The sequence below is a fragment of the Streptomyces sp. NPDC090741 genome (genome assembly GCF_044769045.1).
Taxonomy (GTDB): Bacteria; Actinomycetota; Actinomycetes; order Streptomycetales; family Streptomycetaceae; genus Streptomyces.
On the sequence record NZ_JBIVXF010000007.1, the window covers coordinates 246967 to 271918 of the forward strand.

22 protein-coding genes are annotated in these 24952 nt (G+C 72.3%); 13 read left to right on the plus strand and 9 right to left on the minus strand.

Annotated features, from left to right (window positions below):
• Positions 1 to 17 precede the first annotated feature (17 nt).
• Complete coding sequence (locus ACIQU4_RS20990; RefSeq protein ID WP_403733114.1) at positions 18 to 2351, minus strand: HelD family protein; 2334 nt, start codon at positions 2349 to 2351, stop codon at positions 18 to 20.
• A gap of 211 nt (positions 2352 to 2562) precedes the next feature.
• Here ACIQU4_RS20990 and ACIQU4_RS20995 point away from each other — a divergent pair, with 211 nt between their 5' ends.
• From ACIQU4_RS20995 to ACIQU4_RS21025, 7 genes are all read left to right on the plus strand, one after another.
• Entirely contained in the window at positions 2563 to 2754 is a 192-nt protein-coding gene (locus tag ACIQU4_RS20995; protein WP_037845637.1) for a hypothetical protein, read from the plus strand.
• A gap of 145 nt (positions 2755 to 2899) precedes the next feature.
• Positions 2900 to 3682 (plus strand): aspartate/glutamate racemase family protein, encoded by a 783-nt coding sequence (locus tag ACIQU4_RS21000; RefSeq protein WP_403732701.1) that lies wholly within the window; start codon positions 2900 to 2902, stop codon positions 3680 to 3682.
• A 2-nt stretch (positions 3683 to 3684) separates the two neighbouring features.
• Positions 3685 to 4035 (plus strand): hypothetical protein, encoded by a 351-nt coding sequence (locus ACIQU4_RS21005; RefSeq protein ID WP_403732704.1) that lies wholly within the window; start codon positions 3685 to 3687, stop codon positions 4033 to 4035.
• A gap of 47 nt (positions 4036 to 4082) precedes the next feature.
• The gene (locus tag ACIQU4_RS21010) at positions 4083 to 4838 is read left to right on the plus strand and encodes a hypothetical protein (RefSeq protein WP_403732707.1); all 756 of its coding nucleotides are present in this window, start codon (positions 4083 to 4085) and stop codon (positions 4836 to 4838) included.
• Positions 4839 to 4928: 90 nt separating this feature from the next.
• Positions 4929 to 6938 (plus strand): hypothetical protein, encoded by a 2010-nt coding sequence (locus ACIQU4_RS21015; protein ID WP_403732710.1) that lies wholly within the window; start codon positions 4929 to 4931, stop codon positions 6936 to 6938.
• Between the two features lie 166 nt (positions 6939 to 7104).
• Positions 7105 to 7479, plus strand: coding sequence for a CU044_2847 family protein (locus ACIQU4_RS21020; RefSeq protein ID WP_403732713.1), 375 nt, complete (start codon positions 7105 to 7107; stop codon positions 7477 to 7479).
• 33 nt (positions 7480 to 7512) lie between these two features.
• A complete protein-coding gene (locus ACIQU4_RS21025; RefSeq protein WP_403732715.1) occupies positions 7513 to 9195 on the plus strand; it encodes a hypothetical protein in 1683 nt (560 codons plus the stop codon).
• A gap of 50 nt (positions 9196 to 9245) precedes the next feature.
• Here the strand turns inward: ACIQU4_RS21025 and ACIQU4_RS21030 are convergent, their stop codons facing one another.
• Both ACIQU4_RS21030 and ACIQU4_RS21035 read right to left on the minus strand, forming a co-directional pair.
• Entirely contained in the window at positions 9246 to 10034 is a 789-nt protein-coding gene (locus ACIQU4_RS21030; protein WP_403732717.1) for an SGNH/GDSL hydrolase family protein, read from the minus strand.
• On the minus strand, positions 10021 to 10590 hold the full coding sequence (locus tag ACIQU4_RS21035; RefSeq protein WP_403732720.1) for a PadR family transcriptional regulator: 570 nt from the start codon (positions 10588 to 10590) through the stop codon (positions 10021 to 10023). The genes ACIQU4_RS21030 and ACIQU4_RS21035 overlap by 14 nt, the downstream gene beginning before the upstream one ends.
• 119 nt (positions 10591 to 10709) lie before the next feature.
• Here ACIQU4_RS21035 and ACIQU4_RS21040 point away from each other — a divergent pair, with 119 nt between their 5' ends.
• The 3 genes from ACIQU4_RS21040 to ACIQU4_RS21050 are packed head-to-tail and all read left to right on the plus strand — an operon-like array spanning position 10710 to position 12381.
• The gene (locus tag ACIQU4_RS21040) at positions 10710 to 11153 is read left to right on the plus strand and encodes a nuclear transport factor 2 family protein (protein ID WP_403732722.1); all 444 of its coding nucleotides are present in this window, start codon (positions 10710 to 10712) and stop codon (positions 11151 to 11153) included.
• Positions 11154 to 11197: 44 nt separating this feature from the next.
• On the plus strand, positions 11198 to 11512 hold the full coding sequence (locus ACIQU4_RS21045) for a MazG-like family protein (protein WP_403732725.1): 315 nt from the start codon (positions 11198 to 11200) through the stop codon (positions 11510 to 11512).
• Positions 11512 to 12381 carry a hypothetical protein gene (locus tag ACIQU4_RS21050; protein WP_403732728.1) on the plus strand — a complete coding sequence of 290 codons (870 nt, stop codon included), beginning with the start codon at positions 11512 to 11514 and terminating at the stop codon, positions 12379 to 12381. The genes ACIQU4_RS21045 and ACIQU4_RS21050 overlap by 1 nt, the downstream gene beginning before the upstream one ends.
• Here the strand turns inward: ACIQU4_RS21050 and ACIQU4_RS21055 are convergent.
• Together ACIQU4_RS21055 and ACIQU4_RS21060 are read right to left on the minus strand one after the other, a co-directional pair.
• Positions 12350 to 13354: an endonuclease/exonuclease/phosphatase family protein gene (locus tag ACIQU4_RS21055; RefSeq protein ID WP_403732731.1), complete on the minus strand. Its 1005-nt coding sequence runs from the start codon at positions 13352 to 13354 to the stop codon at positions 12350 to 12352. The two genes, ACIQU4_RS21050 and ACIQU4_RS21055, sit on opposite strands and share 32 nt — an antisense overlap.
• Before the next feature lie 40 nt (positions 13355 to 13394).
• The gene (locus tag ACIQU4_RS21060; protein ID WP_403732734.1) at positions 13395 to 15509 is read right to left on the minus strand and encodes a SpoIIE family protein phosphatase; all 2115 of its coding nucleotides are present in this window, start codon (positions 15507 to 15509) and stop codon (positions 13395 to 13397) included.
• 208 nt (positions 15510 to 15717) lie between these two features.
• On the opposite strand from ACIQU4_RS21060, the gene ACIQU4_RS21065 reads away from it, so the two are divergent.
• From ACIQU4_RS21065 to ACIQU4_RS21075, 3 genes are all read left to right on the plus strand, one after another.
• On the plus strand, positions 15718 to 16182 hold the full coding sequence (locus tag ACIQU4_RS21065) for a hypothetical protein (protein WP_403732737.1): 465 nt from the start codon (positions 15718 to 15720) through the stop codon (positions 16180 to 16182).
• Positions 16183 to 16356: 174 nt separating this feature from the next.
• Complete coding sequence (locus ACIQU4_RS21070; RefSeq protein WP_403732740.1) at positions 16357 to 20286, plus strand: helix-turn-helix domain-containing protein; 3930 nt, start codon at positions 16357 to 16359, stop codon at positions 20284 to 20286.
• A gap of 130 nt (positions 20287 to 20416) precedes the next feature.
• The gene (locus ACIQU4_RS21075) at positions 20417 to 21724 is read left to right on the plus strand and encodes a serine hydrolase domain-containing protein (protein WP_403732742.1); all 1308 of its coding nucleotides are present in this window, start codon (positions 20417 to 20419) and stop codon (positions 21722 to 21724) included.
• Positions 21725 to 21789: 65 nt separating this feature from the next.
• Here the strand turns inward: ACIQU4_RS21075 and ACIQU4_RS21080 are convergent, their stop codons facing one another.
• Genes ACIQU4_RS21080 through ACIQU4_RS21095 form a run of 4 tightly spaced genes read right to left on the minus strand, consistent with a single transcriptional unit; the run spans position 21790 to position 24936 of the window.
• Positions 21790 to 22563 carry a class I SAM-dependent methyltransferase gene (locus tag ACIQU4_RS21080; RefSeq protein ID WP_403732745.1) on the minus strand — a complete coding sequence of 258 codons (774 nt, stop codon included), beginning with the start codon at positions 22561 to 22563 and terminating at the stop codon, positions 21790 to 21792.
• A gap of 47 nt (positions 22564 to 22610) precedes the next feature.
• Positions 22611 to 23558, minus strand: coding sequence for a transporter (locus ACIQU4_RS21085; protein ID WP_403732747.1), 948 nt, complete (start codon positions 23556 to 23558; stop codon positions 22611 to 22613).
• Complete coding sequence (locus ACIQU4_RS21090; protein WP_403732750.1) at positions 23555 to 24493, minus strand: ABC transporter ATP-binding protein; 939 nt, start codon at positions 24491 to 24493, stop codon at positions 23555 to 23557. Before ACIQU4_RS21090 ends, ACIQU4_RS21085 begins: the two co-directional genes overlap by 4 nt.
• Positions 24490 to 24936, minus strand: a complete 447-nt coding sequence (locus tag ACIQU4_RS21095) for a GntR family transcriptional regulator (RefSeq protein WP_403732752.1) — start codon at positions 24934 to 24936, stop codon at positions 24490 to 24492. The genes ACIQU4_RS21090 and ACIQU4_RS21095 overlap by 4 nt, the downstream gene beginning before the upstream one ends.
• Positions 24937 to 24952 lie beyond the last annotated feature (16 nt).

The window sequence follows — 24952 nt, forward strand, 5'->3', positions numbered from 1 at the left end:
CCCACCCGCGGCCCCTTTTACGGCTGCCCGGCCAGGCCCTCGGGCAGCCGGCCCGTGTGCACCACCCCGAGGGTCTGCGTGGCCCGGGTCAGGGCGACGTACAGGTCGCTCGGCTCGTGGTCCGCGGGCTCCACGACGATCACCGAGTCGAACTCCAGCCCCTTGGCCTGGCGCGGGTCCAGCAGGACGACCGTACGGGTCAGGTCCGGCTCCTCCCCCGCCCGTACACCGGGCAGCGCGGCCGCCAGCGCCGCGTGCAGCGGGCGCGGCGCGATCACCGCCAGCCGGCCGCCCCGCCCCTCGGCCGGAGCGCCTTCGCTCACGGCGTCCGCGACCGCGGCGGCGAGGTCGTCCGTCGCCCGGATCCAGGGCCGCCGCCCCGTGGACCGTACCGAGCTCGGCGGCTCGAATCCGGGGTGGCGGGCCCGGAGCACGGCGGCCGCGAGGTCCATGATCTCGGCGGGCGTACGGTAGTTGACGCCGAGGCGCACCAGTTCGAAGCGGTCGCCGACGTACGGGTCCAGGATCCGCTTCCACGATCCGCAGCCGGCCTCGTCGCCGGTCTGGGCCGGGTCGCCCACCAGCGTCATGGACCGGGTCGGGCAGCGCCTCATCAGCAACCGCCAGGCCATCTCGGACAGTTCCTGCGCCTCGTCCACGATGACGTGCCCGAAGGCCCAGGTCCGGTCGGCGGCGGCCCGCTCGGCCGCACTGCGGTGGTCGGCCTCCTCCTGCCGCACGGCCATCCGCTCGGCGTCGATGATGTCGTGCGCGGCGAGGAACTCGTTCTCCATGTCCTCGAACTCGTACGACTCGGACCCCTGTGACAGGTCCAGGACGCCCTGGGCGTAGGCGATGCGCTCCTGCCGTTCGCGCTCCTCGGCGGCGCGCTGCGCGCTGTCGTCGAAGCCGAGCAGCTCGGCGGCCTCGTCGAGCAGCGGGATGTCGGCGGGTGTCCAGTCGTCCGTCGTGCGCCGGATCAACCCGGCCTCGTGGGAGGGGAGATGGGTGGGGTCCGCGAGGAAGTCGGTGATGAGCTGCCGGGGGGTGAGGGGCGGCCAGAGGCTGTCGATCGCGCCGTGCACCTCGATGCTGGTCGCGATCTCCTTGCCGAGCTGCGCGATGTCGTCGGCGCCCAGCAGGTTGGGGCCGCCGTACGGGTCGGCGCCGAGCCGGTCGGCGAGCTGCTGCGTGAGGGAGTCGATGACGCGGAACGCGAAGTACGGGCGGGCCAGGTTGTGCGGCAGCCCGGTGGCGCGGGCCCGGTCCCGCGCCTCGTACGCCATGGTCCGGTCGAGCCGCAGGGTGCCGTAGTCGTCGTGGTCGATCTCCAGGGCCGGCTCGGGGAGCACGGCGCTGTCCTCGCCGCTGCCGGCGGGGACGGTCTCCGGCAGCGCCTGCCGGTCGCTTACGACGCGTGCGAGGACGTCGGCCATCTCGGCGCGGCCCTTCACGGCGGCGGCGCCGGGCCGGTCGGTGCCGGTCGCCCGGATGCCGGGGAACAGCTCGCCGAGGGTGGAGAGCAGGACGCCGGTCTCACCGAGGGAGGGGAGCACCTCGCCGATGTAGCCGAGGAACGCCGGGTTGGGTCCGACGATCAGCACGCCGCGCTTGGCGAGCAGTTCGCGGTGGGCATAGAGGAGGTAGGCGGCCCGGTGCAGGGCGACGGCCGTCTTCCCGGTTCCCGGACCGCCCTCCACCACCAGTACGCCGCGGTGGGGCGAGCGGATGATGCGGTCCTGCTCGGCCTGGATGGTCTGGACGATGTCGTGCATGCGGCCGGTGCGGGCGGCGTCGAGCGCGGCGAGCAGCACGGCGTCGGCGTCCGCCCCTTCGTGGCCGGTGCGCTCGGTGTCGGCGAGGTCGAGGATCTCGTCGTGCAGGGCCGTGACCTCGCGGCCGCGGGTGGTGATGTGCCGGCGCCGGCGCAGGCCCATGGGGAAATGCCCGGTGGCGAGGTAGAACGGGCGGGCCACTTCGGCCCGCCAGTCGAGGACGAGGGGGGTGCGGTCCGCGTCGTCCTGCCTGATTCCGATACGGCCGATGTGGTGGTCCTGTCCGTCGGAGAACTCAAGGCGGCCGAAACACAGACCGTTCTCGCCCGCGTTCAGCGCGGAAAGCAGACCGGACTGCTCGGCGACGACCACGTCCCGCTCCAGCCGCGCCTGAAACCCGGTCCCCGCCCCGGACAGAGCCTGTTGCACGGCCCGTTCGGCCTGGTCGCGCAGGTCGTCCAGGCGCGCATAGAGCTCGTCGATGAATTGCTGCTCATTACGGAATTCCACGGTTGACAATGCCACTCCCGACCCGATACGGTGTCCTCGTAAAGCTTTTTCATGCCCTGCTGTCATCAAGGCGTGAAACATCAAATATACGCTGATGAATACCCCGGCCGTCAATTGGTCCGGGGTATTTCTGTATCGCGACATCCATACCGCACGCGTCGCACAGGTGAACGAATCCGGTGGGTGGATGTCACCCGGACGGCTCACCCGTCAGGCTTCCGGCGCCATGCACTGCTTTGGTGGAGACACAGAGCTGTCCACCACATGGAGCACTCTCATGTATGAAATGCAGGTCGGTGAGGCGGCCACAGGGCCTGGCCTCGTATGGCACGTCGTCGCCCGTGACCGCCGGGCCACCCTGTGCGGCCGCCCCCTCCAGCCAGGAGGCAACGCCGAAACGGACCACCACTGCATGCCGTGCATGACGGCCTTCCAGGACGTCATGCGCGAGGGCTCCGCGGAGTCCTGACAGTTGGGGGTGATCAACCACTGCACCCGAACCACGAGCCGCCGCCGGCGCCGGCACCCCCGGCACCGGCGGCGAGTGGTTCACCCACCCGAACAGCACCTCAAAGGAATCCTTATATCTAAGGCGACTGTTACCGTATCCGCTTATGAAGACGATCGGACTGCTCGGAGGAATGAGCTGGGAGTCGACCGCCCAGTACTACCGGCTGTTGAACGAGCTCACCCGTGACCGGCTCGGGGGCCTGCATTCGGCCCGCTGCGTGCTGTACTCCGTGGACTTCGCGGAGATCGAGCAGCTCCAGGCCGAGGGGCGGTGGGCCGAGGCCGGTGAAGTGTTGGCGGCGGCCGCCCAGCGGCTGGAAGCCGCTGGTGCGGATCTCGTCCTCATCTGCACCAACACCATGCACAAGGTCGCCGACCGGGTCCAGGCCGCCATCTCGGTGCCGCTGCTGCACCTCGCCGATGCCACCGCCGACGCCGTGAAGGCGGCGGGGCTGACGCGCGTCGGCCTGCTGGGCACCGCGTTCACGATGGAGCAGGAGTTCTACCGCGGCCGACTCGCCGCGAGCGGGCTGGAGGTGCGCGTCCCGGACACCGAGGGGCGCGCGCTCGTGCACCGGGTGATCTACGAGGAGCTGTGCCTGGGCGTCGTCCGCGAGGAGTCGCGCGCCGCCTACCAGCACGTCATCGAGGAGCTCGTGGCCGCCGGCGCCGAGGGGGTCATCCTCGGCTGCACCGAGATCGAGCTGCTCATCGGCGCCGGGGACAGCCCCGCACCCGTCTTCCCCACCGCACGGATCCACGCCGAAGCCGCGGTCGAGGCGGCGCTGTCGGCACATCCGCACATGGCTCGAATCCATCGGTGCTCGGAATCGAGCGGTCCGCCCCGTGCCATCATTCGGCGCTATCAAGCCAACCGAGGGGGGTAGGCGTGGTCATCGAGAACTGGCAGCAGGCCGCCGTGGCCGTGGTCGTCGTGTTGGTGCTGGGCCTCGTCCTGTGGTCCATGCGGCACCGGATCAAGAAGTTGCGGGTGCGGCTGTGGGGCGTCGCCTTCGAGGCCGCCCCAGAGCCGGACCCGGGCCAGCATGACGTGCACACGAAGCGCTCCAAGATCCTGAAGTCCCTGGTCAGCACGGTCAAGGGTGCAAAGGTCGGACTCGTGGACACCAAGGTGGAGGACAGCTGGATCGTCGTGCGCAAGGACGACGACCCCGAGCCCGGAACGGGGACGGGACCTGGCAGCGGCGACGGCAGCGGCAGCGGGCAGCCCGCGGGCTGATCCGGTCGGTCGGCAGCGCACAGGGGACTTCCGGGGGGAAAGACAGCGTGCACGTAGACCGCGCCCAGCAACTGGCGGACGCCGCCCGCGTGATCGGCGACGGCGCCTCGCACCGGGCCCTGTTCTTCGAGGGCGACGAGGGAATCGGCAAGACGGCCCTGCTCATCGAGGTCCACCAGCGGCACGACGGTGACAGCACGGTCTGCTACGTCGACCTCGCCACCACCTGGGCGGCGTTCGACGTACTGAACCACATATGCTGGCAGGCATCCGATCAGGGCATCCGCATGGACTCCTTCCGCGCGCTCAAACAGCGCTACGGCGAGGTGCCGACGGTGAACTTCCACGGCATGTCGATGGACCGTTCGTACCTCGACCTGGCACTGAGCGTCAACGCCGACCGCGAGACCCAGAACTCGGCCCTGAGCGACGAACTCGTCGCGAGCCTGGCGGAGTCGGCGACCGGTCCCGGCTCCGGCCCGATCGTGCTCCTGGACGGTTTCGACCGCTGCGAGCCCCCGCTGCAGAGCTGGATCAGCACCAGCTTCCTGCCGAACCTGCTGACCACCCGCCGCATCACCGTCTTCCTCGCCGGGCGGAGCGTACCCAGCCTCTCGCACCCCTACGCCGGCGCCGTCCGGAACCTCATCCTGCCCCCGTTCGACGCCGCGACCGTCCAGGAGTGGATCGACCTGGTCGGCGTCGAAGAGCTCAAGGGGTTCGCCGAGGAGCTGTGCAGCAGACTGGACGGGCTGCCCTCCGCGATCTCGGAGTTCCTGTCCCAATTCCCCCGGGAGGGCTGACCCCTGGACACGGACCTCGTCCTGCGCCGCATCCGCGACACGTTCGCCGCGCTGCCGCCCGCCCGGCGCTCGCTGCTCGAACACCTCTGCGTGTACGACTGGTTCGATCCGGACATCGTCGAGTACACCGCCGATGCGCTCGGGGTCCCGGCCGACAGCGGGCCGCTGGTGCGGCTGCCCGTGATCGAGCCCCGCCCGATGGCGGCGACCGAGGAGTTCCGGATGCGGCCCCTGCTGCGCAAGGACCTCCTCGACCGGCTCGGCGAAGAGAACGACGCGACGCTCAGACGCGCGCACCGGCTGGCCGCCGCGTACTACCACCAGCCGCTCGACCCGTTCAACGCCGACAGGATCGGCTGGTACGTCGAGCAGGTCCGCCACCTGGCCTGTTCCAATCCGGACCGGGCCCTTGGCCGGCTGGCGGCCGTCTCCCACACGGCCCTGCTCGCCGGCCATCCGGAGGCGGCGAGCCGCGCGGCGGCCGCGGCTCTCAAGTCGGGGGTGGACACCCGCGAACTGACCCTGCTGGCGGAGGTCGTACGGTCCGTCGCGCTGATCCTGGCCACCCAGACGGAGGTCGACGGCCGGGTGATCGTACGGCTGGACGGACTGCTGGCCGGTTCCCGGCCCCCGCGCGACCTGGCCGCGGCGCGGATCGGCCGGCTCGCCCGCGACCTGGTCACGTACTACAGCGAACGCCAGGCCCCCGCCCCGACCCTGACGGCGGCGCTGGCGCTGGAGGCCGGGCGGGGCTCGGACCGGCGGGGCATGCCCGAGGTGTCCGCGAGCCTGTCCGTCGCGGAGGAGTTCGCGCACTTCCCGCACACCGTCATGCGCCGCGACCACATGGTCAAAGTGGTCGCCCGGCGCAGGGCGCGCCACTCGGTCACCTCGACGCTGCACGCCTCCGGTATCCAGAACACCCGCGCGGTGATCGACATCTTCCCCTGGAACTACGGCGAGACGCTGGACAAGCTCGACATCAGGGATGCGAACGGCGGGGTGGTGCCCTCGCTGAAGCAGATCGAGGTGCGGTCGTACATCGCGAACGCGGTCTCGTACTGGCTCGCGGACGACAGCGGGGAGGACGGGGACGACGACGGCGACACCGGCCGCGGACGCGGCCGCGGCATCGAGGCCCGCACCTCGCACCGGGAGATCTCGCTCGCCCTCAGCTCCGCCGTGCAGAGCCGCCAGTACGAGACCGTCCAGACGCTGCTGACGACGGCGACCGAGATCACGGACGGCGAGCTCGGCGCCCGGATCCTCGAAGCCACCCGCTACCTCCCGCTGGTCGCCGAGTTGGGCACCGCGTACGGCACCTCCCCGCGACTGCACTACGGCTACGACGGCAAATGCGTCCTGCGCCGGCGCGGGCTGCTCGGCGTATCGGCGGAGCTGGAGCTCTGCCTGCCGACCGAGGCCCGCAACCAGCTGGCCGTCCCCACTCCCGACGGGGTCGAGCTGGCCGGCATCGGGACGTCCGATGCGCGGTGGGCCATCGAACCGGCCCACGCCCCGTCCGACTGGGACGACGAGGCCCCGCAAGGGCTGCCGGAGCAGTTCGTCGTCCGATTCGAGGAGTCCCGGGCCGCGGAGTCCGCGGAGGGCGAGGGGCTCGCCGGAGAAGAGGCACACCGGGTCGAACGCACCACGCTCCGGCTGTACTACGTGCCGCGCCGCAAGGACGTCGTCCGGGTCATCTGGGTCAACCTGTTCTGCCTGCTCGTCTGTCTGATCGCGACGTTGCTGCCGCTCTTCGTGGACTACTCCGAGTGGTCCAGCGTGATCCCCATCGCCGTGGCCATGGCCAGCCTCGCCCTGGAACGGTTCTCCCAGACCCGGCGTCAGCACCCGTCCGGCGGCGCCGAGGTGCTGCACGCGTACGCGAGCCGCCGGCTCAACGTGATGCACGGCACCGGCATGGTCGCCGCCCTGCTGGCGATCTCCGCCATCTCGGTGGGCAATCCGTCGGTGTTCCTGTCGCTCACCGTGTCGTCCCTCGTCGTGTGCCTCGCCTCGACCGGCGTGCTGCTCGCCTCCGCCTCCGGACGCCGGCACCCCCTGGAGGCCCGTACCGCGTCGCACGCCCTCGACTAGTCATACCGTGATGTCACACGGGGAAGCAGGCCGCGCGGGCGCGCTCCCTTGCCCTCACCTCGAAGTACCGAGGTACTTTCGCGCCAGGATCTTGATGGCCCGTCATCTCCTGCCCCGAAGGACATCGGCCTGGCTACGATCCCAGCTCCCAGCGAAGGAGGCTGCAATGAGCGAACGCCTGGTCCACACGGTCGAAGTGCCCCTGTACGACGATGGCGCCGAAACGATCCGGGTGCAGATCCGCGAGGTGGACGAGGCCCTCGTCCGAGTCGGCCGAGGCAGCGGCTCCATAGCGCGGGCCGGGCGGTCGTTCGGCCAGATGCTGGACACCGTACGGCCCGTGGCAGAGAGCTTCGTGGGGCGGTTCAGGGAGCTGGCCAACGCACCGGACGTCATCACCCTGGAGTTCGGGGTGTCGCTGTCGGCCGAGGCCGATGTCGTCATAGCCAGCACGGCGACAGCGGCCAATTTCACCGTAAGTCTGACGTGGAACAGGAGTGACACTCCGAGCGCCGCTGCCGATAATTCGCCGCAGAGCTGACCAGGAGTTCTCGCCGGAGCTACGGGGGTCGCGGTGACGGGGACAGAATCGCGCAGCACGGAAGAGGCATTGGCCTCGGCGGTCGTTCGGATCAGGGGGCAGGACGGCGCGGTCTGCGGCGCCGGCGCCCTCGTCGCACCGGAGCGGGTCGCCCGTCTGGAGGAAGTGTGGTTCGGGCCGGACGGGAACACGCTGGTGGCCACGCAGGGCCAGGCGTCGGGGGCGAAGTCTTCACTGGTCACGGTCGACATCGGTGCCGCGACGATGCGTGAGCTGGCAAGCGGTCTCGCGTTCTCGGGCACCGGAGTGTCGGGGGACGGCGGTGTGGCCGTGGTGTGCCAGGAGGAGAGGCCCGATCCGAATGCGACCGGGACGGCTCACTACCAGGTCATTCGAGTGACGGACGGGCGCGTACTGCGTCGCTACGATCGCGGGAGCGACACGTCGTGCGCGGACGTGGCGGTCGCCGAGAAGGGCGAGCGCTTCGCGGTGCGATCCGGAGCGGGCTCCACGAGTCTGGTCGACACCACGGCGGAAACAGCAGCCCCAACGCCGTTCATCAGCGCCTCGCTCGCTGCGGCGGCCCCCAATCTGCCCCTCCTGGGGACGGCACGCGAGCCCGTTCTCGTCACGCAGAGCAAGAGCGGGGTGACTGGATGGGCCATGGTGAAGGACTCCGCCGACACTGCCTACAGCCCTCCCAAACTGCTCGGTGACGGCAGCAGGATGGTGGTCCGAGTAGGCCGGAACGGGGAGAGCCTGCGGGTCGCCGAGACCGAGGGCGAGGACCGAACCCTCGCCGAAGTGAACAACACCGCTGAAACACCTCCCGATGCGAAGCAGGAGATCCAGGTCAACGGCGCCGAGACGCTGATGGCGGACGTGTCGAACCGGAATCGGATCACGATTCGTGAACTGCCCTCGCTGCGTCAGGTGAGCGAGTTCACCGCGGCGGATCCGGCAGCGGGAAGGGACGGGAAGCCGGAGCTGCTGGAGTTCCACTTCCTCGACGACGACCGGCTGTTCACGGTGTCCGGCACGCGGGTCGAGTACTGGGACGTGCGCGAGGGCCGCCGGCTGTCACAGCCGTTCGACCTGCGTGACCTGCAGCTCACCACCAAGGACCAACCGACCTACTTCGTGGGTCGCCATCCCGAGCCGGGCCATGTGGGGGTCACCGTTCAAGGCGAACCGGACGCGTACGCCGTCGACCTGACCACCGGCAAGGAGAACGAAGAACTTCGCCTGCGGCTCGGAGCCGACCTCAACGTGGCCGTCTTCCTCAAGGACCCGCGCTACGCGGCCGTCATGACCACGGGCAGCATGGTCGAACTGTGGTCGGTCCGTCCCGGCCAGACCCCCAGGAGAGTGGCGGGCCCTCTCGGCCCGCTGAACCCGAACCGGTGGGCCGCAGGCATACCCGGAGGCGCGGGGTTCTACCTTGCCAACGACAGTTCTGTGAACTTCCTTCGGGCGGACGGGTCCGGGTACCGGGAGACGTATCAGTTCGCGGACCGTCAGGGCTTCCTGGCGGCGCCCAGGGACGGCAAGGCACTGCTGAGGACGCCCGTTCTGGGCGGCCGCATGACGTTGTTCCGCCTCGATCCCGCCCTCTGGAAGCGCCACCTGTGCGCCGTGGTCGGCCGACAGCTCACCGCCGACGAACGCGGCTCCCTCCCTTCCGGCCTGCCCGCCGAGATCTGCCCCGCGCCGTAGAAGGAGCGGCGCGAGGACGGCCTGGCCGGGTCCGGCCAGGCCTCGCGGCGCTACGGCCGCACCGGGAGGAGCTCCGGGCGCCTGGCCGTGCGGGCGTCGCCCGAGGAGCGGCCGCGCAGGCGCCTGCCCAGCCAGGGGCCCAGGAACGCGGCGGCCCAGCGCAGTTCGGCGGCGACCGTGGGGCGGGCCGCCCGGTCGGGGGGCAGCGGGTGCGTCCAGGAGTCGTCGCTGCCCGGCAGGCCGAGGGCGTCCGCGAGCGAGGCGGCGATCCGCTCGTGGCCGAGCGCACTGGCGTGCAGCCGGTCCGCGCTCCACAGCCGGGGGTCGGTGACCACGGGATGGTGTCCCGTCTCGACGACGACCACGCCGTGGCGCCCGGCGGCCGTGCGGATCCGGTCGTTGAGGACGCTCACGCGCGGGGCGAGCGGGCGGGCGAGCGGGGTGATCCGCGCGAGGTCCGGGAAGGTCAGCGTGAGGACCCGGGCGCCCTGGGCGGTGAGCGCGCCGAACATCGCCTCCAGGTGACCGGCGACCTCGTCGGCGTCGAACCGCGGCCGCAGCACGTCGTTGACCCCGGCGACCACGGTGGCCAGGTCGGGGCGCAGGGCGAGCGCGGGGGCGAGCTGCTCGGCGCGGACCTGCCCGGCGAGCCGGCCGCGGACGGCCAGGTTGGCGTACCGGACACCGGGGTCGTGGAGCGCGAGGTGCTCGGCGAGCCGGTCGGCCAGCCCCCGCAGGCCGGTGGTGTCGTCGCCGTCCCCGAGTCCCTCGGTCTGGCTGTCGCCGAGGGCCACGTACCGCAGGTACGGGTGCACGTACGGGTGCTCAGCGCGCGGCACGGGCCGCCTCCCGCTCCCGCAGGACCGCGATCGTACGCTCGCACCAGTCGCGGTTGCCCTGCTCGAAGGCGAGACCGCGCAGGCAGGTCAGGTACGGGCCGACGCGCTCGCCGTACCGCAGGAAGTCCTCCTCGGAGCGGTCGCGGCGCATGGTGCGCAGCAGGCCGCCGAACAGGTCGACCTTGGCCCGGGCGAAGGCGGCGCGCTCGGTGAGCTGCGCGACGAGCGTCGCGGTGTCGACGTGGTCGGCGGCCTGGACCTTGACGATGAGGTCGTCGCGGATGGAGGAGGGCTTGGTGGCGGAGGCGGTGAACTGCTCCAGCTCGGCGAGCCCGGCGTCGGTGACGGTGAACAGGCGCTTGTTGGGCCGGGTGTCCTGGACCACCTCCCGGCCCGTGATCACCCCGTCCTGCTCCAGCCGGGTCAGCTCGGCGTAGAGCTGCTGCGGGAGGGCGTGCCAGAAGTTCGCGACGCCGAGGTCGAAGGCCTTCGCCAATTGGTACCCGCTCAGCTCCTCGTCCAGCAGCGCCGCCAGTACGGCGTGGCGCAAAGCCATCGGATCGCCTCCTTCTCGCCTCTGTTTCCGGGGTCGCCCCTGTGCACGGACGCCCCTCGCATGATACTCAAGAAACTGACTAATCACATTGATGAGTAGAAGACCCTCAGGGAGAAGCCGTGACCGCAGCAGACCGCTTCCGCGCCGCCGTCGACAGCCGTGACCTCGCCGCGCTGGAGGCCCTGTTCACCGAGGACGTGCGCCTCTACAGCCCCGTGAAGTTCACGCCGTTCGAGGGGCGGCCGATGGTGCTGGGGCTCTTCGGGGTCCTCCTGCGCACCTTCGAGGACTTCCGTTATGTCGGCCAGTACACCGGCAGCGCCGAGACCAGCGTCGACGGCTCCGTGGCCCCGTCGGAGGTCCTGCTGTTCCGGGCGACGGTCAACGGCAAGGCGATCCACGGCATCGACCTGGTCCACTTCGCCGAGGACGGCCGGATCAAGGAGTTCACCGTGATGGTCCGGCCGCAGTCCGCGGTGCACGCGCTGGGCGAGGCGGTCCTCGCGGGCCTGGTCGCCGACGGCCTGGCCCCGGCCACGGCCGGGGGGTCCGCCGGTCGTTAGGCTGCCGGGACAGCCAGCTCCCGTACGCACGCCCGGAGGAACCGGTGGACATCCGCTCGGCCCAGCAGCTCGCCTGGGACAACAAGCTCACCAAGGGCTTCAACACCACCGACGTGCCACTGGAGTTCGGGCTGCTGACGGCCGAGGTCGGGGAGGCCTTCACCGCCTGGCGCAGGAAACTGCCCGACTTCGGCGAGGAGCTCGCGGACGTGTTCCTGTACCTCGCGGCGCTCGCCGAGATGAACGGCATCGACCTGGAGTCCGAGGTGGAGCGGAAGCTGGCCAAGAACCGCGACCGCGTCTACGTACGGGACGAGCGGGGCGTGCTGCTGCGCGTCGAAGAGAAGGGGAGTTGCTGATGGCCGTCACCACACGGGTCGCCCTGGCCACGTCGGAGCCGGGCCTGGCCTGGGACTCCGACCTGCCGCTGATGCTCGGTGCGCTGCGCGACCGCGGGGTCGACGCCGTGGCGGCGGCCTGGGACGCCCCGGACTTCGACTGGTCGCGGTGCGCGGCCGTGGTCGTACGGTCCACCTGGGACTACGCCGCGCGGTGGCCGGAGTACCTGGCCTGGGCCGACGCGGTGCAGGGCGCGACGCGGCTCGACAATCCGGCTGCGCTGGTGCGCTGGAACACCGACAAGCGGTACCTCGGGGAGCTCGCCGGCCGCGGCGTCCCCGTCGTGTCCACCCGGTTCATCGCCCCCGGCGAGGCCGTCGTCCTGCCCGGGGAGGGCCAGTTCGTCGTCAAGCCGACCGTTTCGGCCGGCGCCCGCGACACCGGGCGGTACACGGAAGACCACCACGAGGCGGCCGCCGGGCACGTCGCGGCACTCCACGCGGCCGGATCGACCGCGATGGTGCAGCCGTACCTGACCCGGATCGACGAGGGAGAACGGGCGCTGGTCTTCCTCGGCGGCGCCTTCAGCCATGCGATGCGCAAGGGGCCGGTGCTGACCGACCTCGGGGGCGTCGACAACGACCGCGTGCCGCATCCGGATCTGGTGCCGCACCGGCCTTCCGCGGCCGAACTGGCACTGGCCGAGGCCGCGCTGGCGGCCGCACCGGGGGCGCGTGCGCTGCTGTACGCGCGGGTCGACATCGCGACGGCGGACGACGGGACGCCGGTTCTGATGGAACTGGAACTCGTGGAGCCCAACCTCTTCCTGGGCCACAGCGAGGACGGGCTGCGGCGCTTCACCGACCTCGTCCAGGAGCGCGCCACGTGATGTGAGCGGCGACGGGCAGGTGGTCGCTGCCCGTCGCCGGCAGCGACCGGATCCTCGTGACGGTCGCCGAGCGGGTCATGACCTGGTCGATCCGGGCCAGCGGCAGCGAAGCGGGCCAGCTGAACGCGAAGTCCCGGCTCGGCGGGTCCATGCGCGAGGTGACCGTGTCCAGCCCGCGGTCCTCCACGGTGCTGTTGAGGTCCCCGAGCAGGATGAGCGGGTCCGTCGGCTCGGCGGCGATCGCGGCGCCGAGCAGTGCGGCGCTCTCGTCACGGCGTACGGAGCCGAAGCCGTGCGTCGGGCTCAGGCGTACGGAGGGCAGGTGCGCCACGTACACGGCGACTTCGCCCCGCGCTGTGCGGGCGGTGGCGCGCAGTCCGCGGTTCCAGTCCTGTCCGAGGCCGGCCGGCCTGATGTCCACCGGTCGCACGTCCGCCAGCGGGTGCTTCGACCAGAGTCCGACCGTGCCCGCCACCGCGTGGTACGGGTACCGCGGCGCCAGCACCGCCGCGTACGCCGGCTCGGCGGCGGGCGTCAGCTCCTCCAGCGCGAGGAGATCGGCGCCGGTGGCGGCCAGGGCGCGGGCGGTGCCCGCCGGATCGGGGTTCTCGTCGCTGACGTTGTGCTGGACGGCGAGGAGATCGGGTGCCCTGTCCTCGCCGGGGAGCAGGTGGCCGCCGAAGAGGGCGAGCCAGGCGGCGGCGGGCAGCAGCGCCGCGAGAGCGGCCACGGTCGAACGGCGCAGCAGCGCCAGGGCCGCGAGGACCGGGACGGCCAGGCCGAGCCAGGGCAGGAACGTTTCGACCAGGCTGCCGGGACGCCCCGGCAGCGCATCGGGCGCCGCACCGTGGAAGACCAGCAGGCAGGCGACGAGGACCGCGGCCCCCGCGAGGACGCGCCCCCGGCCGCGCCACAGCCACGGCCCGGGCCGTGGCCCGCGCCCGCGCCCGCGCCCCGCCCCCTGCTCATCCACGCGCCCTGCTCCCGATCGGCTCTCCGTCCCACGTCGCACGCTACGACGACGCCCGGCGCGGTGATCCGGTTCCCGTACCCGGCGTGCGGCCGGGGACCGCGCTGATGCGGGCGAGGACCAGGACCGTGTCGTCGGTCGCCGTGTCGGGCAGCAGGTTGGCGAGAATCCGGTCGGCCCCCTCCTCCAACGAGCCCATCGGAGCGCGCAGTTGATCGCGCAGTGCGTCGATGCCGGTGTCGATGTCCTGGCCGCGGGCCTCGACGAGGCCGTCGGTGTAGAGGGCCACGGTGGCGCCCTCGGGAATCTCGATCTCGATCGACCGGTACGGGACGCCGCCCACCCCGAGCGGGACCCCCAGCACGTCGCCGATGGCGTGCACGGTCCCGTCCCGGTGCCGTATCAGGGGCGGCGGGTGGCCGGCGTTGGCGAGGCGGGCGCGGCCGGTGTGGGGGTCGTACAGGAGGTACAGGAAGGTCGCCCACTCGATGCCGGCCTCCTGCGCGCAGGCGTCGAGTTCCTCGATCAGGGCGGCGGGCTCGGCGGTGTGCCGGGCGATCGTCTTCGCGGTGATCCGCAGCCGGCCCATGGCCGCGGCGGCCGGTACGCCGTGTCCCATCACGTCGCCGACGACGAGGGCCACCCGGTCGTCGGGCAGGGTGATCGCGTCGTACCAGTCGCCGCCGACCTCGGTGCCGCGGCTGCCGGGCAGGTAGCGGTGGCTGATGTCCACGTACGGGCCCGCTGCGGGGGCGCTCGGCAGCAGGGCCCGCTGGAGGGTGAGCGCGATGTCCCGGACCCTGCCGTACAGCCGGGCGTTGTCCAGGCACAGGGCGGCCCGCGAGGCCAGTTCGCCGGCGAGGCCGAGATCCTCCTCCGCGAAGGCCGGGCGGGCGGCGGAGCGGCCGAACATGGCGATGCCCTGCACCGTGCCGCGCGCGATGAGCGGTGCCATGAGGATGCAGGTCAGCCCGCTGTCCAGCAGCAGCTGCGCGCGTTCTCGGTGCACCACGGTCCGGGTGGCGAAGTCCTCGTCGACCGTGAAGCAGAGCGGGCGGCCCGTGCCCAGCATCTGGTGGATGTGGGAGCCCGGCGGGTACGTGACCTCCTCCAGGCCGCCGACGAGTTCGACGGCGGGCTCGGGGAGGGTGGTGCCGGAGGCGATCCGGCGGGTGGTCACCGGCAGCGCCGGGTCGAAGGCCTCGTTCTCGTCCATCCACTCCACGAGTTCGACGACGGAGGCGTCGCAGAACTCCGGGACGACCGCGCCGACCAGCTCGCGCGCGGTGGTGTTCAGGTCCAGGGTGGTGCCGATGCCCGCCGCTGCCCGGTCGAGCAGGGCCAGGCGCTGCCGGGCGGCCGTCGCCTCCAGGATGGCCTGCTCGCGGTCGGTGACGTCCAGCAGCAGTCCGCCGAGTCCGCGCCGGGTGTCGCCCGCGCCGCTGAGCGGGAAGAAGCTGACGGAGCGCACCTGGTCGCGGTCCGGGTGGCCCGGTGTGCGCAGGCCCACGAGGGTGCCGATCACGGTCCGGCCCTCCTCCGCGACGGACCGCAGCATGCGCTGGTACTCCCCGCCGTCCGAGGTGATCATGATGTCCGCCATCCGGCGGCCCAGGTGCGCGTCGAGCGGGATCCCGTCCATGTCGGCCAGGGCCTGGTTGAGGTGGACGTAGCGCAGCTCCTCGTCCAGCATGACCAGGCCGATCGGGCAGGTCTCGAAGAGGGCGTCGAGGAAGGACAGGTTGGTCTTGACCCGGTCCAGCTCGTCGCCCCGGCTGGCCAGCCCGATGACCACGGAGGCGCCGGAGGCCCCGGTCATCGGGAAGACCCGGAAGCCGCAGTCGAACACCGAGCCGTCCCGGTGGAGCGCGGGCAGCCGTACGCGCCAGTAGCCGAGGGTCCGGGCGCGCTCCGCGAGGTGCGCGGCCGTGCCGGGGCCGTCGCCGGGGGCCGGCTCGGGGAAGAGGACGGCCGCGGGCCGCGTCAGTACCGACCCGGCCTCGTGGCCGAAGAGGTTCTGCGCTCCGGGACCCCAGTAGCAGACCCTGTCCTCGCCGTCGATGCCGAAGACCGCCACGACCACGTGTTCCAGCAAGGACCCCGGTTCGGACCGGATCGGGCCGGGTTCCTCCGCGCCCCCCAGCCGGTCCGATGGCATCGGCAGGCCCCCTTCTGCGCGCGTCTCGCCGCGCACGTCACTGACCGGCGCCCGCGCGGCGGGCACGGGCTGCCCCCTCAATTCTGCCCGCCATCGGGGAGGACGACATCACGGCGCCGGACGGGAGCCGGCCGGTGACCGCCGGTGACGGTTGCCCTCGGTCCGGCGACCGGGCAGGTCAGGGAGGGTTTCCCGGCCGGGCCCGCCGATGGGCGACGGGAAACCCGTCGACCCCCGCGGGCCACCGGGCAAGGCTGAAGGCGTCGACACCGACGTCAACACCGAGGCAACCCAACAGGGGGACATGATGCGCAAGATGATCCGCGGCGCCGCCGCGCTCGCCACCGCCGCCGCGGCCGTCGTGGCACTGAGCGGCCCGGCCGGCGCCAGGCCCGCCGACGACTGGGCCGGCTGTCCGTACGGGTCGGTCTGCGTCTACCCGCAGGACCAGAACCCGGCCGTCAAGCCGAGCCACATCTTCACCAGCTACGGAGCCCACAACCTGAGCAACCAGTACGGCCGCCACTGGGTCCTCAACAACCAGTACGGCGGGGCCACCGCGAGCCTGTGCACCGGCTACGACGGCAAGGGCTGCGGATCCCCCATCGCCCAGGGCACGGGCGTCTACGCCGACCTCGGGCCGATCAACTCCATCACCCTCAATCGCCCGTAACCGGGCACCTGTTCGCGGCCTTCCGGGTCCGCCGCTCCCCCGGCGGCCCCGGAAGGCTGCTGTACTGCGCGTTTTCCGCCACGCCGACCCGACGCGCGTTCTGCCGTCCGACCCCCGCGGTAGCCTGGGACGTTCCATCTCACAACCTGGGCGCGCTCTGCCATGGGGGATGCCGTGGGGGACCCGGACCGCGGACGCGACACCGATCACCACACCGATCACCAGCCCGATTCACCCGAAGCGGCCGCCGCCGCCGGATCCGCCGCGGCCTTTCCCGCCCAGTTGCGGCGGTTGCGGGTGCAGCGCGGTCTGTCGCTGGCCGATCTGGCCCGTCGTACGCACTACAGCAAGGGCTACCTGAGCAAGATCGAGACCGGTGCCAAGCGCGTCACCCACGACGTCGCGCTGCGCTGCGACCGGGTGCTGGAGGCGGGGGGCACCCTCCTCCAGCTGGTCCCGGAGGCCGAGGTGCCCAAACCCCGTAGTGCCGCGCCGGCCGGGCAGCCGCAGTCGCAGTCGCAGTCGCAGTCGCAGTCGCAGTCGGCGGGCGAATGCCCCTACCGCGGCCTCGCCGCGTTCACCTCGCGCGACGCCGACTGGTACTTCGGCCGCGACCGGGTGACCGCCGCCCTGGTCGAGCGGGTCTTCGAACGGATCGGCAGCGGCCCCCTGGTGCTCGTCGGCCGGTCGGGCGCCGGCAAGTCATCCCTGCTCAGCGCGGGTCTCGTACCGGCCCTGCGGCGCACCGGCGGGTTCCCGATGGCGGGCGCCGACCGGTGGCCGGTCGTACGGTTCACCCCGACCGCGCATCCGCTCCAGGAGCTGCTGGACCGCACCTCGAAGGTGCTGGGCGGCGATCTCGGCATCACCGTACGGGAGCTGCGCGACCGGCCGCGGCGGCTGCTCGAAGCCGTCCGCGGACTGGCGGACGACACCCCGGACGGATCCGGGGAGGGCCGGCCGCCCTCCGTACGGCCGGTATTGCTCGTCGACCAGTTCGAGGAACTTTTCACCCTCTGCTCCGACGAGGACGAGCGGCAGGGCTTCGTCCGCGTCCTGTGCGCCCTGGCCACGGCGGGGCCGGAGCCGACGACGCCCGACCCGGCCGTCGTGGTGCTCGGCGTACGGGCCGACTTCACCGGCAGCTGCCTGGACCTGCCCGGACTGGCCGCGGCCTGCACCGACGGGCTGTTCGTCCTCCCGCCCATGTCCGTGGCCGAGCTGCGCGAGTCGATCACCCGTCCGGCGGAGCTCGCCGGGCTCACCCTCGAACCGGGCCTGGTCCAACTGCTGCTGCGTGACGCGGGCTTGCGGGAGGAGCCCGCGGCGGACGCCGACGCCGTGGCGGCCGCGCCCGGTGACACGGCTTCGGGTGCGTTGCCGCTGGTCTCCCACGCGCTGATGGCCACCTGGCAGCGGCGCACCGGGGCCACGCTGACCGTCGCGGGGTACGAGGACACGGGCGGCATCCGCGGCGCGGTCGCGCACACCGCCGAGAGCGTGTTCGCCCGCCTGTACCCGGAAGAGCAGCGGACGATCCGCCGCATCCTGGTGGCGCTGGTCCATGTCGCCGACGGCACGGGGGCGACACGGCGGCGCACGGCCCGTACCGAACTGATGGAACAGCTCTCCGACGGGGACCGGGCCGCGGCGGCCCTCGACGCGTTCGTCCGGGCCCGGCTGATCACGATGGACAGCGACACCGTCGAGATCACCCACGAGGCCCTGCTGCACGCCTGGCCGCGGCTGCGCGGCTGGATCCACGCCGACCGGGACGGGCTGCTGGTCCACCGGCAGCTGGCCCACGCCGCCGAGGAGTGGGAGCGCGAGGGCCGCGATCCGTCCGTGCTGTACCGCGGGAGCCGGCTGGGGGCCGCCCGCGCCTGGGCCGACGAACTCGACGGCAGGAGCCGGCTCGGCCCCCGGGAGGCGCACTTCCTGCGCGCGAGCCGGGCCGCCGAGGACGCGCGGCGAACGCAGGCCCGGCGTCAGGTCCGGCTCCGGCAGCGGATGCTGGCCCTGCTCGTCGTCCTGCTGGCTCTGGCCCTGAGCGCCGGGGCCGTGGCGTACCAGCAGCGGGCGGGCGCGCTCGGCCAGGAGCGCACCGCCCGTTCGCAGGCCCTAGCCGTCCGGTCCACCTCCCTCGCCGCCGGTCGGCCCGAGGACTCGATGCGGCTCGCCCAGGAGGCGTACCGCACGGAGGCGAACCCCGAGTCGCGGGGCGCGCTGCTGAGCACGCAGTCCCAGCAGTTCCTCGCCCGGCTCGGGGGGCACGGAGGACCGGTCAACGCGGTGGCGTTCGCCCCGGGGAGCCGGCTGCTGGCGAGCGCCGGTTCCGACGGGAAGGTGCTGCTGCGGCGGGTCGCGGACCGGCGGACGACGGTCACCCTGACCATGCCGGGCCGGGTACGCGCGATCGCCTTCGGGCCCGACGGCCGGACCCTCGCGGCGACGTCGACGGAAGGGCCGGTCCGGGTGTGGGACACGGACGGGCACGGCATCGCGGTGCTCCCCGCGCAGACGGCGGACGCCCGGGCCGTGGCCTTCGCGCCCGACGGGCACACACTCGCCGTCGCGGGCGCCGACGGGACGGTCCGGCTGTGCGATCCCGCGGGCGGCGGGGCGGCCGTGACCGAACTGGCCGGGCACACCGGGAGGGTCAACGCCCTGGCGTACGCGCCGGACGGCCGGACGCTGGTGTCGGCGGGCGCCGACCAGACCGTACGGCTGTGGGACCCGGTGGCGGCGCGTCAGCTCGCCGTCCTCGCGGGGCACACCGGTGAGGTGCTGGGGGTAGCGTTCGCGCCGGACGGGCGGACGGTGGCCTCCGGGGGCGTCGACCGGACCCTGCGGCTGTGGGACGTGGCCGAGCGCCGTACCACGATGGCGCTGACGGGGCACAACGACGACATCAACGCCGTCGCCTACACCCCGGACGGCACCACGGTCGTCAGCGCGGGCGGCGACGGCACCACCCGGCTGTGGGACGTGCCCAGCGGCCGGCCGGTCTCGACGCTGGCCGGGCACACCGACTACGTGCTCGGGGTCGCGGTGGACTCCGGCGGCGCGATGCTGGCCACCGCGTCCTTCGACCAGTCGGTGGTGCTCTGGGACCTGCGGGGTGCGGTGCTGACCCCGCGCCCGTTCACCGAGATCTGGCACGCGGCGTACAGCCCGGACGGGAAGCTGCTGGCCACCGCGGACGCCGATCACACGGTGCTGCTGTGGGAGGTGACCGGGCGGCAGGTGGTGGGGACGCTCGCGGGCCACACCGGGACGGTGTTCTCGGTGGCCTTCTCGCCGGACGGCCGGCTGCTGGCCTCGGCGGGCTCCGACGGGACGGTCCGGCTGTGGGACGTGGCCTCCCGTACGGCGCTGGGCACGCTCACCGGTCACAGCGGGATCGTGTACGCGGTGGCCTTCTCGCCGGACGGCCGGCTGCTGGCCTCGGCCGGATCCGACCGGACGGTCCGGCTCTGGGACGTGGCCTCCCGTACCGCCCTGGACACGCTCACCGGTCACACGGACTTCGCGAACGACGTGGCGTTCAGCCCGGACGGCCGCACCCTCGCGAGCGCCGGCGACGATCTGACCGTACGTCTGTGGGACGTGCCCGGGCGGCGGCCGCTGGCCACGCTGACCGGCCACGCGGGCGCGGTGCGGGCGGTCGCGTTCAGCCCGGACGGGCGGACGCTGGCGAGCAGCGGCAACGACGGCACCGTACGCCTGTGGGACGCCCGGCGGTCGGGGGCGGGGGCCGACGCCGGGGCCGACGCCGGGGCCGAAGCCGTGCTCTCGGGCCACACCGGCTCCGTCCGCGCGATCGCCTTCTCCCCCGACGGGCAATGGCTGGTCAGCAGCGGCAACGACCGTACGGTGCGGCTGTGGGACGTGGCCGGGCGGCGGCTGTGGGCCGCCCTGACGGGCCACACCAGCGCGGTGTGGGGCGCGGTCTTCTCCCCCGACGGGCGGACGGTGGCCAGCAGCAGCAACGACGGAACGGTGCGGCTGTGGAACCCGGATCCCGGCGCCCGGCTGGCGGAGATCTGCCGGCCGCTCGCGGGCACCGCGTGGCTGAAAACCGCCCCTGCCTGCACGTTCTGAGGCGGCGGGTGCGCGGGCCCTACCCGGTGGGCACGTACGATCGCAGCCCGCGGACTTGACCGCCCCGCGGCGGCGAGTTCGCGACTGCGACAGCTAAACCCTTTCCGTTGCCCCGTAGTTGAGGAACACCGTGCGCCTGCCTATCGACCGACGCCTGACTCTCAGTGCCGCCCTGCTCGCCGTCGTGGCCGGGGTGGTGCCGGCGACCGCCGCCCACGCGGCCGCGAACCCGTTCTCCGCCCCGGCGGCGGCGCGGACCGGCGCCGCGACGCCCGCCCCGACGCCCGATATGGAGGCCGTGACGCAGGCGTTGAAGAACACCACCGCGGTCGGGGCCCCCGGCGCCATGGTCCGCATCACCGGTTCCGGTGCGCCGCTGACCAGTGCGGTGGGCGTCCAGGACCGGACCACGGGCGCGGCCATGGACGTGAACGGCCGCTTCCGGATCGGCAGCGTCACCAAGACGTTCTCCAGCGTCGTACTGCTCCAGCTGGTGGACGAGGGGAAGTTGAGCCTGGACGCCCCGGTCAACCAGTACCTGCCCGGGCTGCTGCCCGACGACCGCATCACGGTGCGTCACCTGCTCACCCACCGCAGCGGGTTGTCGGACTACACGAACGCGATGTTCGACAAGACCGTTCCCGGCTTCGAGGCCGTCCGGAACAAGGTCTTCACCTACCAGGAGCTGGTCGCCCTCTCGCTGCGCGAGCCGCGCACGACCGAGCCGGGCGTCTCGTACCAGTACTCCAACACCAACTTCGTGGTCGTCGGCATGCTCATCGAGAAGGCCACCGGGCACGGCGTGGCCAAGGAGTACGAGAGCCGCATCATCAAGCCGCTGAAGCTGAAGAACACCTCGTACGTACACCCCTCGACGGCGATCAAGGGTGCGCACCTGCACGGCTATCTGCACCCGGACGAGGCGGGGGCGCCGCTGGTCGACTCCACCGAGCAGACGGTGTCCTGGGCGCAGTCCGCCGGTGCGATGATCTCGAACGCGGCCGATCTGAACACCTTCATGTCCGCGCTGCTCGGCGGCAAGCTGCTGAAGCCGGGCATGCTGGACGCCATGCTCACGATGACCCCGACGGACGCCGCGAAGACCCGCTTCTACGGGCTGGGCCTGCGCCGCTACGACCTGTCGTGCGGTACCTCGGTGTACGGGCACACGGGCACGGTGCAGGGCTTCTACACGTACGCCTTCTCCACCCGTGACGGGAAGCGCAGCCTGGCCGCGGTGGCTAACACCTCGAACAAGGGCGAGGCAAACACGGCCCTGGGCGGCACGCTCGAAGGCGCGTTCTGCGGGAAGAAGACCCCGGCGGCGGCCCCTGCCGCGGCTCCGTCGGCGGCCCCCGCCCGGCGCAGCTTCGCGCTGCTCCCGGCCCTGACCGCGGCCCCGGCCGAGCAGGACCTGCCGGAGCACGGCTCGCGCTGACCCGGCCGGCCCGACCGCCCGCCCGTGCCGCTCGACGGTTTTCCGCCGAGCGGCACGGGCGTGGTTCAGGCGGTGACGCGGATCTTGGACTGGCCGTGGCCGAAGCGCTCCCAGTCCTCCATGAACCGGGCCTTCAGCCCGTGCCGGGATGCGAGGTCGACGAGGGTCCGGGTGCGGTAGTAGAAGTCCTCCCGCAGGACCTGGTGCTCGGCGCCCTCGGTGCGGTCGAAGGTGAAGTCGAAGAAGCCGCCCGGGGCCAGGATCCGGCCGACGTGGGCGAAGCACTCCTCGATGATCTCGATCGGCGAGTGGGAGAACACGCTGTGGGCGTGCACGACGTCGAAGTACGCGTCGGGCAGGAAGTCCAGCGTGAGGTCCTGGGTGAGCGTCAGGTGCGGCAGCTTGCCCTGCAGCTCCTGGCGGGCCAGCGTCTGCTTGGCGGATATGAGGATGTCGGGCGAGATGTCGATCCCGTAGTAGTGGCCGGGGTCGAGGTGCTCGATGAACCGCCATCCCGCGCGCAGGTTGCCGCAGCCGATGTCCAGCATCGTGTGGTGCGGGGCGAGGCCGTGCTCCGCGAGGTAGTCGAACTGCATCTTGCCGAGGGCCAGCCAGCGGTCGTGCGTCTGGCTGCCGACGGCGGCTTCGGGACTGCGGGCGGTGTCGGAGGCCATGACCGCCCGGTAGTAGCCCACGTGGTCGGGGTGCTTGAGCCGCAGCCAGCTGTCGCGGGCGGCCCGGCGGACGTACGGGCCGATGCGCGCGGGGTTGCGTGCCGCGTAGCGGACCTTGTGGGTGAGGGTGGTGCGGTTGGCGACGAGGTTCTTCTTGGTTGCCATGGGAGGTTCCTCCGGAAGAAGCGGTGGAGAGGGCCGGACCGTGGCGCTCAGCCGAGGCGGCGGCGACGCAGCAGGCCGGCCGTCAGGATCACCAGGGCCAGGGCCAGGAGCAGGTAGACCGTGGTGTCGATCCCCTGGAAGGTCCAGAAGTCGGAGCTGGGGTACACCTTGTGGACCCGGCCCACGAAGCCGTGCTCGTCCATGCACCGGCGCAGCTCCTCGCCGGAGAACAGGCAGTTCTCCAGCGGGTGTTGGGCCCCGTCGGGGGTGAGGTAGCGGTATCCCGCGGACCAGGCGCTGCCGATGAGCTGTTTGGGCGCCATCCCGGCGGTGACCCGGTCGACGGGGGTGACGAAGTCCCGGCGGAAGAAGGTCAGTACGGCGGCCGTGCCGAGGACCACGGCGAGGGTCAGGCCCATCGCGGGGAGCGTACGGCGCACCAGCAGGCCGATCGCGGTGCCGGCGGCCAGGGCGAACAGGGCGCCGGCGACGGCCGAGGGGCCGGACGCGTTGAGGATGTACGCGTCGTGCCAGTACACGCCGTCGTACATGTTGGAGATCGGCGCCCACCACCAGGCGATGAGTCCGGCGACTGCGGTGGAGACGGCGACGGCGCAGAGCGCGGCGAGGCCGAACCGGGCGGCGAACCAGCTGCGGGCGCCGGTGTCCTGGGTGAGGACGACCTTGATCGTGCCGCCCTCCAGCTCGCGGCCGATGAGCGGGGCTCCCCAGAACATGCCGATGGCCGCCGGGAGGGCCAGGCCGATGGCGCCCAGGGTGCGGATCCCCCCGTTGCTCTCGGTCATGGCGTTGTAGGTCTCGGGCGGGCAGACACCGTTCCAGCCCTTGCACTGCGAGAGGTCGTAGCCGCTGAGGGCCTCGATCAGGTCCGCCCGCCGCAGGGCGACCCAGACCGTGAGGACCGTGACGAGCACGGCTCCGGTGATGATGAGCAGGCGCTGCTGGCGCCAGGCGAGCCACAGGGTGCCCGTCATGCCGCGGCCTCCGTTACGTGTGCGGCGCTCTGGCTCTGGGGCGCGGAGCGCAGGTGGGCCAGCAGGAGCTCTTCGAGGGAGGGTGCCCTGGTGATCCAGCGCTCGTCGACCCCCGAAGGGAGGGACGTGCCGGGCGCGTTGCGGACGAGCGCGGTCAGCTGGCGGCCGGTGGTGTTCGCGTGGACGACCGCGCCGCGGTCGGCGCCGCGCGGCAGACCGTCCGGGGTGTCGGGGTCGGCGCGGCCGGTGAGCCGGGTGTACGCCTCCCGCAGGTCCTGGGTGTCGCCGGCGAGCCGGATCCGTCCGCCCTGCAGGAGCAGGACGTGGTCGCAGACGTTCTCCAGCTCGGGCAGGACGTGCGAGGAGATCACGACGGTGATCCCGCGGTCGGCGACCTCGGCCATGAGCAGGCCCATCACCTCATGGCGCACCAGCGGGTCGAGGTCGGCGAGCGGCTCGTCCAGCAGGAGCAGGTCGGCCTGTTTGCCGAGGGCCAGGGCCAGCGCGACGCGGGTGCGCTTGCCTCCGGAGAGGGTGCCGATCCGGGTCTTCGGCGAGATCCCGCCCTCGCCGACGACGCGCTCGGCCTTCGCCTGGTCCCAGCGGCCGGGGCTGAGCCTGCGGCCCACGGTCAGCATGTCGGCGACGGTGAACTGCGGGTAGAGCGGCTTGTCCTGGCTGACGAAGGCCGTCCGGGTACGGGCGGCGCGGGTGCCGGGGAGTGCGCCGAAGACCCGTATCTCTCCGCTGGTGGGCCGCAGCAGGCCGGTCATGAGGTGGAACAGCGTGCTCTTGCCGGCCCCGTTGGGGCCGACGAGCGCGGCGATCCGGCCCTTCGGCAGTTCGAAATCGCAGTCGTGCAGGGCCCGGTTCCCCCGGAAGTGCTGCCCTATCGCGGTTGCCCGGAGCGCCAGTTCGGCGGTCGGGTCGTTCACGTGGTGTCCTCTCGTGACGGTCGTTCCGTGCCGGACCCCGCGGACCCCGCCGATCCCCGTGGCCGCGCCGCCGCCTCGGCCAGCGCCGCCTCTACGAGCGCCAGGACGTCCTCGCGCCCCAGCCCCGCGGCGTGCGCGCGGGTCACCCAGGCGACGAGGTCGGCGCGCAACGGCGAATCGGCCGCGGCCTCGGGGCGGGAGAGCGAGCGGGTGACGAACGTGCCCTGTCCCGGGCGGGGTTCGACGAGGCCTTCGCGCTCCAGCTCGCGGTAGGCCTTCAGCACGGTGTTGGGGTTGATCGCGGTGGCCTCCACCACGGCCCTGGCGGTCGGCAGCCGGTCCCCCGGTTCCAGGACGCCCAGTCGGAGCGCCTGTTTCACCTGGTTGACGAGCTGCAGGTACGTGGCGACACCGCTGTGCCGGTCCACCTGAAACTCGATCATGCGCCTGCCTCATTCC

Bases quoted from the DNA above. Each gene is read 5' to 3' on its own strand.
- ACIQU4_RS21060 (WP_403732734.1), bottom strand. From the start codon at position 15,509: ATGCCATCGGACCGGCTGGGGGGCGCGGAGGAACCCGGCCCGATCCGG.
- ACIQU4_RS21095 (WP_403732752.1), bottom strand. From the start codon at position 24,936: ATGATCGAGTTTCAGGTGGACCGGCACAGCGGTGTCGCCACGTACCTG.
- ACIQU4_RS21065 (WP_403732737.1), top strand. From the start codon at position 15,718: ATGGGCGACGGGAAACCCGTCGACCCCCGCGGGCCACCGGGCAAGGCT.
- ACIQU4_RS20995 (WP_037845637.1), top strand. From the start codon at position 2,563: ATGTATGAAATGCAGGTCGGTGAGGCGGCCACAGGGCCTGGCCTCGTA.
- ACIQU4_RS21000 (WP_403732701.1), top strand. From the start codon at position 2,900: ATGAAGACGATCGGACTGCTCGGAGGAATGAGCTGGGAGTCGACCGCC.
- ACIQU4_RS21020 (WP_403732713.1), top strand. From the start codon at position 7,105: ATGAGCGAACGCCTGGTCCACACGGTCGAAGTGCCCCTGTACGACGAT.
- ACIQU4_RS20990 (WP_403733114.1), bottom strand. From the start codon at position 2,351: ATGACAGCAGGGCATGAAAAAGCTTTACGAGGACACCGTATCGGGTCG.
- ACIQU4_RS21035 (WP_403732720.1), bottom strand. From the start codon at position 10,590: ATGGCTTTGCGCCACGCCGTACTGGCGGCGCTGCTGGACGAGGAGCTG.
- ACIQU4_RS21050 (WP_403732728.1), top strand. From the start codon at position 11,512: ATGGCCGTCACCACACGGGTCGCCCTGGCCACGTCGGAGCCGGGCCTG.
- ACIQU4_RS21080 (WP_403732745.1), bottom strand. From the start codon at position 22,563: ATGGCAACCAAGAAGAACCTCGTCGCCAACCGCACCACCCTCACCCAC.
- ACIQU4_RS21085 (WP_403732747.1), bottom strand. From the start codon at position 23,558: ATGACGGGCACCCTGTGGCTCGCCTGGCGCCAGCAGCGCCTGCTCATC.